Source organism: Streptomyces sp. NPDC039736 (assembly GCF_055596485.1).
The window spans coordinates 60,293-73,561 of sequence record NZ_JBVIUQ010000014.1 but is presented as its reverse complement, the minus strand read 5'-3'; the positions used below and the strand labels follow the sequence as shown (position 1 = coordinate 73,561).

The 13,269-nt window shown below is 76.1% G+C and carries 14 protein-coding genes; 11 read left to right on the top strand and 3 right to left on the bottom strand.

Annotated elements, in window-relative coordinates; translation table 11 throughout:
* Window positions 1-3: 3 nt before the first annotated feature.
* A complete protein-coding gene (locus ACZ56L_RS32275; RefSeq protein ID WP_345225642.1) occupies window positions 4-423 on the top strand; it encodes a CBS domain-containing protein in 420 nt (139 codons plus the stop codon).
* Between the two features lie 206 nt (window positions 424-629).
* On the opposite strand, the gene ACZ56L_RS32270 is transcribed toward ACZ56L_RS32275, so the two are convergent.
* A complete protein-coding gene (locus ACZ56L_RS32270) occupies window positions 630-821 on the bottom strand; it encodes a hypothetical protein (protein ID WP_345225640.1) in 192 nt (63 codons plus the stop codon).
* A 118-nt stretch (window positions 822-939) separates the two neighbouring features.
* Here ACZ56L_RS32270 and ACZ56L_RS32265 point away from each other — a divergent pair, with 118 nt between their 5' ends.
* The 6 genes from ACZ56L_RS32265 (at window position 940) to ACZ56L_RS32240 (ending at window position 7,543) form a co-directional block, all read left to right on the top strand.
* A complete protein-coding gene (locus tag ACZ56L_RS32265; protein WP_468690616.1) occupies window positions 940-1,236 on the top strand; it encodes a hypothetical protein in 297 nt (98 codons plus the stop codon).
* Window positions 1,237-1,328: 92 nt separating this feature from the next.
* Complete coding sequence (locus ACZ56L_RS32260) at window positions 1,329-5,066, top strand: nSTAND1 domain-containing NTPase (protein WP_471068176.1); 3,738 nt, start codon at window positions 1,329-1,331, stop codon at window positions 5,064-5,066.
* Window positions 5,067-5,317: 251 nt separating this feature from the next.
* Window positions 5,318-6,178: a C40 family peptidase gene (locus tag ACZ56L_RS32255; RefSeq protein WP_401763140.1), complete on the top strand. Its 861-nt coding sequence runs from the start codon at window positions 5,318-5,320 to the stop codon at window positions 6,176-6,178.
* Window positions 6,179-6,243: 65 nt separating this feature from the next.
* Window positions 6,244-6,636, top strand: coding sequence for a hypothetical protein (locus ACZ56L_RS32250; RefSeq protein WP_471068173.1), 393 nt, complete (start codon window positions 6,244-6,246; stop codon window positions 6,634-6,636).
* A 197-nt stretch (window positions 6,637-6,833) separates the two neighbouring features.
* Window positions 6,834-7,214 (top strand): hypothetical protein, encoded by a 381-nt coding sequence (locus ACZ56L_RS32245; protein WP_468690622.1) that lies wholly within the window; start codon window positions 6,834-6,836, stop codon window positions 7,212-7,214.
* 107 nt (window positions 7,215-7,321) lie between these two features.
* Window positions 7,322-7,543 carry a hypothetical protein gene (locus ACZ56L_RS32240; protein ID WP_468690624.1) on the top strand — a complete coding sequence of 74 codons (222 nt, stop codon included), beginning with the start codon at window positions 7,322-7,324 and terminating at the stop codon, window positions 7,541-7,543.
* A 149-nt stretch (window positions 7,544-7,692) separates the two neighbouring features.
* On the opposite strand, the gene ACZ56L_RS32235 is transcribed toward ACZ56L_RS32240, so the two are convergent.
* The gene (locus ACZ56L_RS32235) at window positions 7,693-8,181 is read right to left on the bottom strand and encodes a GNAT family N-acetyltransferase (RefSeq protein ID WP_401763149.1); all 489 of its coding nucleotides are present in this window, start codon (window positions 8,179-8,181) and stop codon (window positions 7,693-7,695) included.
* 179 nt (window positions 8,182-8,360) lie between these two features.
* Here ACZ56L_RS32235 and ACZ56L_RS32230 point away from each other — a divergent pair, with 179 nt between their 5' ends.
* The 3 genes from ACZ56L_RS32230 (at window position 8,361) to ACZ56L_RS32220 (ending at window position 11,358) form a co-directional block, all read left to right on the top strand.
* Window positions 8,361-9,917: an MFS transporter gene (locus ACZ56L_RS32230; protein ID WP_345225624.1), complete on the top strand. Its 1,557-nt coding sequence runs from the start codon at window positions 8,361-8,363 to the stop codon at window positions 9,915-9,917.
* Between the two features lie 91 nt (window positions 9,918-10,008).
* Window positions 10,009-10,209, top strand: a complete 201-nt coding sequence (locus tag ACZ56L_RS32225) for a hypothetical protein (RefSeq protein WP_471068168.1) — start codon at window positions 10,009-10,011, stop codon at window positions 10,207-10,209.
* A gap of 93 nt (window positions 10,210-10,302) precedes the next feature.
* The gene (locus ACZ56L_RS32220; protein ID WP_471068165.1) at window positions 10,303-11,358 is read left to right on the top strand and encodes an enoyl-CoA hydratase/isomerase family protein; all 1,056 of its coding nucleotides are present in this window, start codon (window positions 10,303-10,305) and stop codon (window positions 11,356-11,358) included.
* A gap of 84 nt (window positions 11,359-11,442) precedes the next feature.
* On the opposite strand, the gene ACZ56L_RS32215 is transcribed toward ACZ56L_RS32220, so the two are convergent.
* Window positions 11,443-12,384, bottom strand: coding sequence for a LysR family transcriptional regulator (locus tag ACZ56L_RS32215; RefSeq protein ID WP_471068162.1), 942 nt, complete (start codon window positions 12,382-12,384; stop codon window positions 11,443-11,445).
* 85 nt (window positions 12,385-12,469) lie between these two features.
* On the opposite strand from ACZ56L_RS32215, the gene ACZ56L_RS32210 reads away from it, so the two are divergent.
* Window positions 12,470-13,117: a maleylpyruvate isomerase family mycothiol-dependent enzyme gene (locus ACZ56L_RS32210; protein WP_471068159.1), complete on the top strand. Its 648-nt coding sequence runs from the start codon at window positions 12,470-12,472 to the stop codon at window positions 13,115-13,117.
* Window positions 13,118-13,269 lie beyond the last annotated feature (152 nt).

Genomic DNA, 13,269 nt, shown 5'->3' with positions numbered 1-13,269 from the left:
CCCATGACCACCGTCCGTGACCTGATGACCCCCGAAGTCCGGACCATCCCGGCGACCGAGAACCTCGACCGGGCCGCCCAGCTCATGCGGGAGCACCACATCGGTGCGCTTCCCGTCGAGGGCGGTGACGGCACGCTCACCGGCATCGTCACCGACCGCGACATCGTCGTGAAGTGCGTCGCGGCGGGGCACGACCCGTCGAAGAAGACCGCGGGCGACCTCGCCGAGGGCGCCCCCCTGTCCGTGGACGTCTCGGCGGACGCCGACGAGGCCGTACGGATCATGAGCGACGCGCGCATCCGGCGGCTGCTGGTGCTGGAGGACGGCGCGCCCGTCGGCATGGTCACCGAGGCCGACCTCGCCCGGGCGCTGCCCGCCGACCAGCTGGTGACGTTCGTCAGCGCGGTGTACGCCGGGCGCTGAGGCCCGTACGCGCCGCGGGTGTGCCCCGCCCGGTCGTCGTGTCCGGGCGGGGCACAGGCGCGCCGCGACGGAACGCGGCAGGCCGGGACTGGCGCGCGGCACTCCGGGACGGCCCGCGCGGCGGGCCGGGGCGGCTCGCGGGAGAGGTCAGGGCCGGTCGCGCGGCGGGCCGGGACGGATCGCGCGGCGGACGGGATCGCGGCCGGTCAGGGCAGTTCGCCCTCGATGGCGGCGCGGCCCTCCTTCTCCAGTCGCCGGCGCGCCCACTCCAGGTTCTCGGGGGTCAGGTCACGGCCCGACGCGAGCACCAGGTCCTCGGGGGTCGCGTCGTCGCTGCCGCCGCTGTGCAGCCGGCTGTCGGGGGTCACTTCGGACGGGTCGGGGCCCTGGGCGCTCATGCCGTCTCCTTCGGTGGTGTCGTCCGTTTTCTGCCTCTTCTGCCTCGATTCTTGTGCCCCTGCGCGCGGTCCGCACCTCCGGGATGCGTGCTCCGTCCGGGTGCGGCAGCGTGGGGTCATGAGCGACACGTACGACAGCGACGGCGGCCTCCCCGAGGACGACGGGGTGCTGGACGCCGAGGACACCCTGATCACCGACCGGCTGGACTACGACCCCCTGGACTCCGGCATCACGCCGCCGGACCACTGGTCGCCCGCCGAGTCCTTCGGCACGACCGCCGAGGAGGCCCGGCGCGGCGAGTCCCTGGACCAACTGCTCGCCGAGGAGGAACCGGAGCTTCCGCAGCCCGCGGGGGACGAGACCGGCGAGGAGTACGCCGACGAGCTGGACCTCGATTCGACGGACGGCGGCTGAGCCGCGGGTGGGACGGGGCCGCGTTCGCGAGTTCAGGTGAATGTGCCCGGTGACGGCTGAAATGTCCATGTCCGCGCGGTACGGTGCCGGGCATGGACGGGGTACGGGGCACACGCCCCCGCGAGGAATCCGGCGCGTTCGGGGCCGAGTTGAGGCGGTTGCGGGCCGAGCGCGGGATGTCGCTCTCCGCGCTGGCCCGGTCGGTCCACTACAGCAAGGGCTACCTCAGCAAGATCGAGACCGGGGGCAAGCCACCGACCTGCGACGTGGCGCGCCGCTGCGACGACGTGCTGGGCGCGGGCGGCACCCTGCTGCGGCTCGTGCCGGACGTCCCGGCGCCGCGCACCTCCCCGGCGGAGCCCGACGCGGCGGGCGCGGCGGCCGACGCCTCCGCCGGGGAGTGCCCGTACCGGGGGCTCGCCTCCTTCGACGTACCGGACGCGCGGTGGTTCTTCGGACGGCAGCGGGCCACGGCCGCGCTGCTGGCCAGACTGGCGGAGCGGGCCGGGACCGGGCCGCTGGTGGTGGCGGCGCCGTCGGGCGCGGGCAAGTCCTCGCTGCTGCGGGCCGGTCTGGTGCCGGCGCTGCGGCGCGGGGAGCTGCCGGTGCCGGGGTCGCACGCGTGGCCGGTGGCGTTGTGCACGCCGACGGCGCACCCCCTGAGGGAGCTGCTGCGGTGCGTGGGCGAGGTCTTCGAGGCCGTACCGGACGACGTCACACCGGATTCGCTGGCGGTACGTCCGGAGCGGCTCGCCGAGGTGCTGCGCCCGGCGGGGGACCCGGGCGGCGGCTCACGCCTCGTCCTGCTCGTCGACCAGTTCGAGGAGGCCTTCACGCTGTGCGGCGACGCGCGGGAGCGGCAGGCCTTCGTCGGGGCGCTGTGCGCGCTCGCCGGGCCCGGCGGGCCGGCGGTCGTGGTGCTCGGGCTGCGGGCGGACTTCACCGGGCGGTGCCTCGAAGTGCCCGCGCTGGTACCGGTGTTCACGCACGGGTTGTTCGCTCTCGGGCCGATGAGCGAGGACGAGCTGCGCGAGGCGGTGACGCTGCCCGCCGACCGGTGCGGGCTGGCCCTGGAGCCGGGGCTCGTCGAGTTGCTGCTGCGCGACCTGGGGGCGGGGGCGGCCGCGGGGCGCGGGCCGGACGCCCCCGGGGCGCTGCCGCTGCTCGCGCACGCCCTGCGGGTGACCTGGCAGCACCGCACCGGGCACACCCTCACCGTCGCCGGGTACGAGCGGACCGGCGGCATCCGCGGGGCCGTCGCGCGCAGTGCGGAGGAGGTGTTCACCGCCCTGTTGCCCGGCGAGCGCGACATGGCGCGGCGGCTGCTGGTGCGGCTGGTGCACCTGGGGGACGACGGCAGCGAGTCGCGGCGGCGCAGCGGGCGGGAGCACCTGGTGGCCCGGCTGCCCGATCCGCGCGGCGCGCAGGCCGCGCTCGACGCGTTCGTCGCGGCCCGGCTGCTCACGGCCGGGGCGGACCGCGTGGAGATCACGCACGAGGCCCTGCTGCGGGCCTGGCCCCGGCTGCGGGACTGGATCGACGCCGACCGGGCGGGCCTGCTGCTGCGCCAGCAGCTCGCCGCTTCGGCCGCCGAGTGGGCGCGGGCCGGCCGCGACCCGGCGCTCCTCCCCCGGGGTTCGCGGCTGCACCGGCTCACCCGGTGGGCCGAGCAGCGCGACGCCCGGGTCGAACTGGGGGCCGCCGAGGCCGAGTTCATTGCTGCGGGGCAGGCGGAGGAACGGGCCAGGCAGCGCACCGAGACGCTGCGGGTGCGTACCCGCCGGGTGCTGCTGGCCACGCTGGCGGCGCTGCTGGTGCTCGCGGTGGGGGCGGGCACGGTGGCGTACGAACAGCGCGAACGCGCCTATCGGGAGAGGCTGACCGCCCAGTCGCAGGCCATGGCGGTGCGGGCCCAGACACTCGCCGCCGGCCGGCCCGAGGAGGCGATGCGGCTGGCCCTGCGCGCGTACCGCACCGCGCCGACCGTGGAGGCGCGCGGCGCACTGCTCAGCACCCAGGCGCAGCCCTTCGCGGGGCGGCTGCGGGGGCACACCGGGCCGGTGAACGCGGTCGCGTTCGCCCCCGACGGGCTGACGCTGGCGTCGGGCGGCAACGACGGCACCGTGCGGCTGTGGGGCGGTCCGGGGCACCGGCGGTCGCTGGCGGTGCTGACCGGGCACGGCGGACAGGTGCTGGGGCTCGCGTTCAGCCCTGACGGCGCGGTGCTCGCGTCGGCGGGCGTGGACGGGACCGTCCGGCTGTGGCGGGTGCGGGACCACCAGGGGGCCGGAACGCTGCTCGGGCACAGCGGCGCGGTGCGGGCGGTGGCGTTCGCCCCGGACGGGCACACCCTGGTGACGGGCGGCGCGGACCGCACCGTACGCCTGTGGGACGCGCGGCGGCACACGCTGCGCACGACGTGGCACGGCCACACCGACGCGGTGATGGCCGTCGCCTGGTCGCCGGACGCGCGGCGCGTGGTGTCCGCCGGCACGGACCGGACGGTGCGCCTGTGGGAGGTGGCGCAGCGGGCGCCGGCGGCGGTGCTCACGGGACACGGTGACGGGGTGCTGGGGGTCGCCTGGTCGCCGGACGGCCGGCAGGTCGCGTCCGGCGGCGCGGACCGCACCGTGCGCCTGTGGGACGTACGGCGGCGGCAGGTGCTCCAGGTGCTGGCGGGGCACAGCGACGACGTCAATTCCGTGGCGTACTTCCGGGACGGGACCACCGTGGTGAGCACCGGCGGTGACGGCGGCGCCCGCCTGTGGGACGTGGCGGGCCGACGCACGGTGGCGACGCTGTCCGGGCACACCGACTACGTGCTGGGGGTCGCCGTCGGGAGCGGCACCGTCCTGGCGACGGCCGGTTTCGACGGGACGGTGGTGCGCTGGGACCTGGGGCGGGCGGCGCTGACCACGCGCCCGTTCGCGGAGTCCTGGCAGCCCGCGTTCTCGCCGGACGGGAGTCGGCTGGCGGCCGCGAGCGCCGATCGCACGGTGAAGCTGTGGGACGCCCGCGCGCACCGGCCCCGGGGGTCGCTGGACGGGCACACCGGGTCGGTGTTCCAGGTGGTGTGGTCGCCGGACGGCCGCCGGCTCGCCTCCGCGGGCGCGGACCGCACGGTGCGGGTGTGGGACATCGGCTCGCGCCGCCTGCTGAAGTCCCTCACCGGGCACACCGGTTCGGTGCTGGGTCTCGCCTGGTCGCCGGACGGGCACCGGCTGGCGTCGGCGAGCGCGGACCGCACGGTACGGCTCTGGGACGCCCGCACGCTGCGGCCCGCCGCGACGCTGACCGGGCACCGGGACTTCGCCAACGCGGTGGCCTTCGCCCCCGACGGGCGCACTCTCGCCAGTGGCGGCGACGATCTGACGGTACGTCTGTGGGGCGTCCGGGACGGGCGGCCGGGCGCGGTGCTGCACGGGCACACCGGGTCGGTGCGCGCGCTCGCCTTCGCCGGGGACGGCCGCACCCTGGCGTCGGGCGGCAACGACGGCGGCGTCCGGCTGTGGGACCTGGCGCGCGGTGCCACCGTCGCGGCGCTCACCGGGCACAGCGGCGCGGTGCGCGCGGTGGCCTTCGCGCCCGGCGGCGGCGACGTCCTGGCGAGCAGCGGCAGTGACGGCACGGTGCGCCTGTGGGACGCCGCCCGCCGACTGCCGACGGCGACCCTCGCCGGTCACCAGGGCGCGGTGTGGGGCATCGCCTTCGACCGCGGCACGGGCCTGCTCGCCAGCAGCAGCAACGATGGCACGGTCCGGCTGTGGGACACCTCGGTGGACCGCCGGGAGAAGGCGGTGTGCGAGCTGGCCGGGTGCCCGCGGGACTGAGCGCGTGTCACGCGTCGTCGGCGGGGCTCGGCGGCCCGGCGGCCTCGGCGGCCCGGTGGTCCCGGCGGCTCGGCGGCCCGGTGGCTTGGTGGCCCCGAGGTCCCCGTACCCCGGTTTCCCTGGGCGTTTCCCGTTTCCCTTCGCGTCGGGAGACACCAGGAGTCTCGACAGTCACAGTGGCGGACGCCCAGTCTCGAAAGGGCCGGACACACCTCCGGCGACACGCTCACCACGACGAACGGGGACCTCCCATGCACAACCGCACCCGCCATCCCACCCGGACCGCCGCCGCCCTCCTCACCGCCCTCGCCCTCGCCGCGACCCCGCTGACGCTCGGTCAGGCGAGCGCGGCGGCACCGGCGCCGGCGGCCTGCGACGTCCTGTCCTCCGGCGCCTCCGCCGCCGCCGAGAAGGCGGTGCGGGCCGCCTGCACACAGCTCGGCGTCTGGTACTCCTGGGGCGGCGGGCACGGGCCGCAGCCCGGACCCACGTACGGCCAGGTCGACCCGAGCGACCCGGACAGCTCCCAGGACCCCTACCGCAAGGGGTTCGACTGCTCGGGCTTCGTGCGGTGGGCGTACGCGCAGGCCACCGGTCAGGACATCCTCAACGGCAACGCGCACAGCCAGTACAACTCCGGGCGGGTGAGCGCGCGTTTCACCGCCGCGCAGGGGCTCGGGCCGCTGCTGCCGGGTGATCTCGTCGTCTGGGGCAACGCCCGCAAGGTGCACCACATCGCGATCTACCTGGGCGCCGGGAAGATGGTCGAGGCCAGGGAGTCCGGCACCAAGATCATGGTCAGTGACGTCCGGCTGGGCGGCGACTACTTCGGCGCGGTGCGCGTCAGCGCCGCTCCCGGCCAGGGCACCCGCCACAGCACCTGGGGCACGGACGTGTGGACGCACACCGAGCCGTCCACGACGAGCCCGCGGGTGCACAAGTTCGCCGGGCCGACGGCGGTGCGCATCCAGTGCCAGAAGCGCGCCCAGCCGGTGACCGCCGAGGGCATCACCAACGACGCCTGGTCGTACCTGCCCGACCACAAGTCGTGGATCACCAACATCTACATCAAGGGACCGGCCTGGCTGGACGGCGTGCCGACCTGCCCGTGACTTCGCACGCCGGCTCTGCCGACATCCCGCAGGTCCCCCACCGACAGAGAAATCAGGAGCAGTTCATGAACCCCACCAAGAAGTTCGCCGTCGCCCTCGCCGCCGCCGCGCTCACCGCCGGGCTCACCGCGGCGAGCGCCCCCGGGGCCGCCGTCCCGCAGGCAGTCGCCGCCCCGCAGGGCGTCGCCGCCGAGTGCGGGGTGCGGTCCGACGGGAAGCTGTACTGCGGCAACAGGCCGGGCGCCAGGGGGTTCGCCCACCGTTCGTTCAACTCGGAGGTGCGCGGGCAGATGAACACGTCGTTCAGCTGGTTCCAGTGCTGGGGCCGCGGTGACCGCCACGACGGCGGCAACGACATCTGGTACTGGACCAAGCTCGACAACGGCCGGTGGGGCAACATGCCCGCTGTCGACGTGCACACCCCGGTCGACCCGGCGCCCCACCTGAAGGAGTGCTGAGGCCCTCGTCCGCCCGATCCGCCACCGGTCCGGCAGCCCCCGCACGGGCTGCCGGACGCGCCGCCCGTGGGCCGCCCTCCTCGCCGGGGGCGGAGCACGGGCGGCGTTGCGCCGTTCGGCGCACTACGATCAGGGGAAAACGGCGTCGGCGGGGCCGCCGCGGCGGCGCGCGGGGGGACCTGTGCCCCATGGCTTGCGTGCCCCTCCCTTCGCGGACGGTGCTCCGGCGCGTGCTCGTCGCGCTGCTGGCGTTCACCGCCGTGTGCGCGCTGCTGGTGGGCGCGGAGCCGGGCACGGACGGCGCGGTCGCCGGGGCCGACGCCCGGTCGGCGGGCGTGCTGCCGGGTCCGGGGCCCGCCGAGGGCGAGGGAGTCCCGGACGGTTCCGCCGACCCCGAACTGCGGCTGCTGCCGGGCGGTGGGCGCCGGGTTCAGCCCCTGTCCGCCCCGGGCCGGGAGCGGCTCCGCAACGGCCCGCCGACGCGGAGGGCGCGCACCTCGCCCGCCCGGCCGCCCCACGCCTTCCCCGCCCGTGGCTCCGCGCCGCACGCGGCGCGGTGGGCGGTGCTGCGCTGCTGAGAGGGCCCCGTACCGGCTCCGGCTCGTCGTGGCCGGTACGCCCCGTGCCGGCCCGCGCCCGTCAGAGGTGCGCGGGGCCCCTCCGTACCGCAAAGGACACATCAGCCATGCCCTTCGACCCGTTCGTCGCCCTGAACGCCATGATCCGCGCCGAGGTCCGCCGCTCCTCCGACACCGGCCCGTCACCGATCGCGCAGCGCACCCCCGAGGCCGTCCCGCGCCCGTCCGTCGAACGCCGGGCCGAACGCCTCGGCGCGGAGCGCCCGGACGGCGACCGGTCCGGTCCGGTCCGCCGCGCGGCGTCGGAGCCCGGCCGCGACCAGGGCTGATCCGGTTCCCCGCGGGGCCCTGGGTGCCGTACGGCGTCCAGGGCCCCGCGCGGTGTCCCAGTCCGCGTGCAGCGCGTCCAGCGCCGGCAGCACCACACGGTCCAGCACGGTCCGTACGGACGCGGTCCCGGGCGCCCGCCGGGAGCCGGTCACAGCGCGCGGTACATGACGTGCAGGCCGACGTACCCGTGCTCCGGGTGCCGGAAGGCGTCCGGGACCGTACCGACGACGCCGAAGCCGAGGCGTTCGTAGAGCCGCACGGCGTGGGTGTTGGTGGCGGCGACTGCGTTGAACTGCATGCCCCGGAAGCCCTGGGCGCGGGCCCAGTCGAGGGTGTGCTCGACCAGGGCGCGGCCCACGCCGCGGCCGCCGTGGGCGGGGTCGACCATGTAGCTGGCACTGGCGACGTGGGCGCCGTTGCCGTGCTGGTTGTTGTTCATCTTGGCCGTGCCGAGGACGGTGCCGTCGTCGTCCACGGCCACGACCGTGCGGTTCGGGGCGTTCAGCATCCACCAGCCGCGGCCGCTCTCGCGGTCGAGGTCGACGGGGAAGGTGAAGGTGTCGCCGGCCGCGGTGATCTCGTGGAAGAAGGGCCAGATCGCGGCCCAGTCGTCGGCGGTGGCTTCTCTGATCAGCATGGGGACAGGGTGCCGGTCGGAGGGGCCCGCCACCAGCCCCTTTTCCCGTACCGGCGGCAGACGGGCGCGCGGCCCCCTCATAAAAAAGTGGGACATCACTCTTCCGTGTGAGACACTGGCGTCTCATACGAGGCTGGCCAGTCTCGTCTCGACGCCCTACTCACCGAAACGGATGTCTCATGTCCTCCCCCGCCGCCACCCGGCCCGACGCCGAGGCCGCCCCGTCGCCGGACCCCCGGCGCTGGATCGTTCTGGCGATCCTGTCGGGCAGCCTGCTGTTGATCTCGATGGACACCACGATCCTCAACGTGGCGTTCCCCTCGCTGGTGTCCGATCTGCAGCCGGGGTCGGTCGAGCAGTTGTGGATCATCGACGTGTACGCGCTCGCCCTGTCCGGACTGCTGGTGACGGCGGGCGCGCTGGGCGACCGGTTCGGCCGCAAGCGGATGCTGCTGACCGGTTTCGCGGTCTTCGCGCTGGCGTCGCTGCTCGCGGTGTTCGCCACCGAGGCGTGGCACGTGATCGGCGCGCGGGCGCTGCTCGGCGTCGGCGGCGCGGCGATCATGCCTTCCACCCTGTCGATCCTCCGGCACGTCTTCACCGACGCCAAGGAGCGGGCCTTCGCGTACGCCGTGTGGGCGGCGGTCTTCGGCGGCGGCATGGCGCTCGGCCCGGTGGTCGGCGGTCTGCTGGTGGAGGACTTCGGCTGGCAGTCGGCGTTCCTGCTGAACCTGCCGGTGGCCGCCCTGGTCATCGCGCTGGGCGCCTGGTTCCTGCCCGAGTCGCACGCGCCGCGCAGTGGCCGCTGGGACTGGTGGGGCGTCGGCCAGTCGGTCGTCGGCATGCTCGCCCTCGCGGGCGGCATCAAGCAGTTGGGCAAGAGCGGCTTCGCCGACCCGCTGCCGTGGGCGCTGCTGGTGCTCGCCGCCGTCGCGCTGACGGTCTTCGTGCGCCGTCAGCTCCGCCTGGAGAGCCCGCTGCTCCAGGTCCGGCTGTTCACCAACCGGTCCTTCTCCATCGCCGCCGTGTCGATCTTCCTCGGGATGGTCGGGATGGGCGCGGTGCTCTTCCTGGTGACGCAGTGGTTCCAGTACGGGCAGGGGTACACGCCCCTGGAGGCGGGCGTCCGCCTGCTGCCCGCCTCCCTCGGCCTGGTCGTCACCTCGATGGTGACCCCCGCCCTGATGCAGCGCTTCCCGATCCGGCACGTGCTGGGCCTCGGCCTGCTCGTGATGACGGCCGGGCTCGCCCTGCCGTGGACGGTGCAGCAGTTCGCCCCGATCGGCTACCCGGCGGTCGCCGTCGCGCTGGCGGTCCTCGGCATGGGCGTCGGCGTCGCCACCACGGTCGCCTCGGTGACCTTGATGGCGGCGACCCCGGCGCACGAGGTCGGCGGTGCCGCCGCCGTCGAGGAGACCTGTTACGAGCTGGGCGCGGCACTCGGCGTCGCCCTCCTGGGCAGCCTCGCCACCGCGCTGTACCGCGCGAATCTGCCCGCGCTGAGCCTGGACGGGGCGACGGCGGAGACCGTCCGGGGCTCGGTCGGCGAGGCCGCGCACGTGGCACAGGGCTTGGGCGGCGAGGCGGGCCGCTCGCTGCTGGAGACGGTCTCGGCGGCGTACACGACGGCCATCACCCCGGCCTTCCTGATCGGCGCGCTGCTCACGCTGGGCGCGGCGGTGATCGCGTGGGCGTGGGTGCCGCGCGACCTGCGGCCGACGGAGAACGCCCACTGACCGGGCCTCGGCGGACAATGCCCGCCGAGGCCCGGGGGGACCTGCGGGACCGCGCCGGAGGGCCGCGCGGGGTGCCGTTAGCCTGGCGATCATGCGGATCGACGAGCCCACCGGCATCCTGCGCGGGACAGCCGCCGAGGTGGTGGGGCCCCGCCCGGACGGCGGCCCCGCCGGGGCTCTGCGGCTCCGCGCGGACGGCGGCCCCGCCGGACTCCCGGGGCTCTGCCCGGGTGGACGGCCCCGCCGGGGCCGTACGCAGGCCGGACGGCATCCGCGCGCACCGGCCCGGTGACGGCCGCGGCGGGCCGCTGTCCGCCGCCGACACGCACGGCCGGCGCACCGTCCGCGACCCGCTTCCGCCTCCCCTCCCCCGAAAGGCGCACGCATGACCGATCAGCAGACCCCGCCCCCGGTCCTCGTCCACGTCGAGGGCCGCGCCGGGCACCTCGTGCTCAACCGGCCCCGGGCCCTCAACTCCCTCACCCACCCCATGGTCCGCACCCTGGCCGCGACGCTCGACGCCTGGGCGCGGGATCCGGACATCGACACCGTGGTCCTCTCCGGCGCGGGCGAACGCGGCCTGTGCGCGGGCGGCGACATCCGCGCCATGCACGACGACGCGCGCGACGGCGACGGGACGGCCACGGAGGAGTTCTGGCGGGACGAGTACCGGCTGAACGCGCGGATCGCCCGCTTCCCCAAGCCGTACGTCGCCCTCATGGACGGCATCGTGATGGGCGGCGGCGTCGGGGTCGGCGCGCACGGCAGCGTGCGCGTCGTCACCGAGCGTTCGCGGGTGGCGATGCCCGAGACCGGCATCGGCTTCGTACCGGACGTCGGCGGCACGTTCCTGCTGTCCCGCGCGCCCGGGGAACTGGGCACGCATCTCGCGCTGACGGGGGACGCGGTGGGCGCGGCGGACGCGCTGCTGTGCGGGCTGGCCGACCACTTCGTACCGGCGCGGCGGCTGGCCGCGCTGCGGGCCGACCTGGCGTCCGTACCGGCGGCGGAGGCGGTACGGCGGCACGCGTCGGCTCCGGAGGAGGGGGTGCTCGCGCGGGCCCGTGCGTGGATCGACCACTGCTACGCGGCGGACACCGTCGAGGAGATCGTCCGGCGGCTGGCCGACAGCGGGGAGCGGGCGGCCAAGGAGGCGGCCGGGACGATCCTGGCGAAGTCCCCGACGTCGGTGAAGGTCACCCTGGAGGCCGTGCGGCGGGCCCGCGCGCTGGGCTCGCTGGAGGCGGTGCTGGAGCAGGAGTACCGGGTGTCGTGCGTGGCGCTGCGCCGGCCCGACATGGTGGAGGGCGTGCGCGCGCAGATCGTCGACAAGGACCGTGCCCCGCGGTGGTCGCCGACCGCGCTGGAGGCGGTGGACGCGCAGACGGTGGCCGGGTTCTTCGCGCCGCGCGAGCCGGGGCGGGAGCTGACGTTCGGCTGAGTCCGTCGGCTGGGCCTCGGCGCGGGCGGCCCGTGGGCGGAATGCGCGTGTCGGCGTCGGCAGGACCACGGGCCCGGGCGGGGATCATCCGGAAGGCGGCAGCGGGCCGGCCGCGGTGCCCGCGCCCGTGAACCCGTCCCGGAGCGCGCCGGAGAGGTGGCCGAGGAAGGCGCGGGCGGCCGGGCCCGCCGGTCCCCCGGCCGGGTGCGCGAGGGCCACGCGCGCCCGGGGAACGGGGTCGGTGAGGGCGACCGTGCGCAGCCCGGGGCCGCGCTGCCGGGCGATGCCCGCGGGCAGCACGGCGACCCCGAAACCTCGCGCGGCGAGATGCAGCAGAGCCTGCGGGGCGGACGCCTCGAAGGCGACGCGGGGCGCGAATCCGGCCTCGGCGCAGGCTCGTTGCCACACCGCCCGCACCCCCGTGCCGGACGGGAGGGTGATCAGCGGGCGGTCGCGGAGGGCGGCGAGCGGGACGGCCGCCGCCCCGGCCAGCGGGTCGGCGTCGGCGACCAGCGCCACCAGCGGTTCGTCCAGCAGGATCTCCAGGTCCACGCCGGGCGGGGGCGTCTCCTCGGCCGGCGAGGCCAGCGCCATGTCCAGCGCGCCGCGCCGCACGGCCGCCAGCAGCCGCTCCGAGGTGTCCTCCGTCAGCGAGAACTCGACTCCCGGGTACGTGCGGTGGAAGTCGGCCAGCGCCTCCGCCAGGTCGAACGTCCCCGGCGGGGCGCCCAGCAGGGAGCCCAGCCTGACCCGCCCGCGCAGCAGGCCGCCGAACTGCGCGGCCGTCTCGCGCATCGCGTCGGCGGCGGCGAGCGCGGCCCGCGCGTGCGGCAGGATCGCCTCGCCCGCCTCGGTGAGGACGACCGTGCGCCCCGACCTGTCGAGCAGTCGCTGCCCGAGCTCCTTCTCCAACTGCCGCACCTGGGCGCTGACCCCGGGCTGGGCGAGGTGCAGGCGGGCGGCGGCGCGGGTGAAGCCGGCCTCCTCCACCACGGTGACGAAGCAGTGCAGTTGGCGCAGTTCCATGCCGGTGATGCTAGAAGCCGAGCTGCTGACCGCCAGCAGGAACCCTTCTTGGACTTGTGCGCGCGGGCCGCCCACCCTTGACGGCATGGCGAAGACGAAGCTGCGGGCCGATGACGCGACGATCAGGGAAGCCGTCGCGGCCGAACGCCGTGACCTGGCCGACCTGTTGGACCGGCTGCCGGAGGAACGCTGGGACGAGCCGACGCTGTGCGCCGGGTGGCGGGTGCGGGAGGTGGCGGCGCACCTGTCGTTCGGCTTCCGCCACCCCCTGCGCAGCGTGGTGCGGGAGCTGGTGGGCGCGCGCGGCAGCATGGACCGGATGGCCGACCGGGTCGCCCGCCGGGAGGCGCGGGGGATGTCCCGCGAGGAGATGGCGTCCGCGCTGCGGGAACACGCGCAGCACCCGTGGACGCCCCCGGTGGGCGGCGTCGCGGCGGCGCTGGGCCACGACGTGGTGCACGGCCTGGACATCACGATCCCGCTGGGCCTGGACCGGCGGGTGCCGCAGGACCGGCTGCGCGTGGTGCTGGGCACGGCGAGCCCGATGAGCGCGCGGTTCTTCGGGGCGAAGCTGGGCGGCGTACGGCTGCGGGCGGAGGACCTGGAGTGGTCGTACGGCAGCGGCAGCGAGGTGACCGGGGCGGCGCAGGACCTGGTGGCGGTGCTGTTCGGGCGGAAGGTGCCGCCGGGACGCCTGCGCGGCGAGGCGGCCGGGCGCTTCACCTCCGCGTGAGCCCGCGCGGGGTCGGGGAGCCGCACCCTCGTGGGTCCGCGCAGGGGCGGGGTGCCGCAGACTCGCGGGTCCGCACGGGGGCGGGGTGCCGCGTACGGGTGCCCCGCCGCCCCGGGAAGTCCGTCGCCCTCCCGATGGCGTTTCCCCGCCCG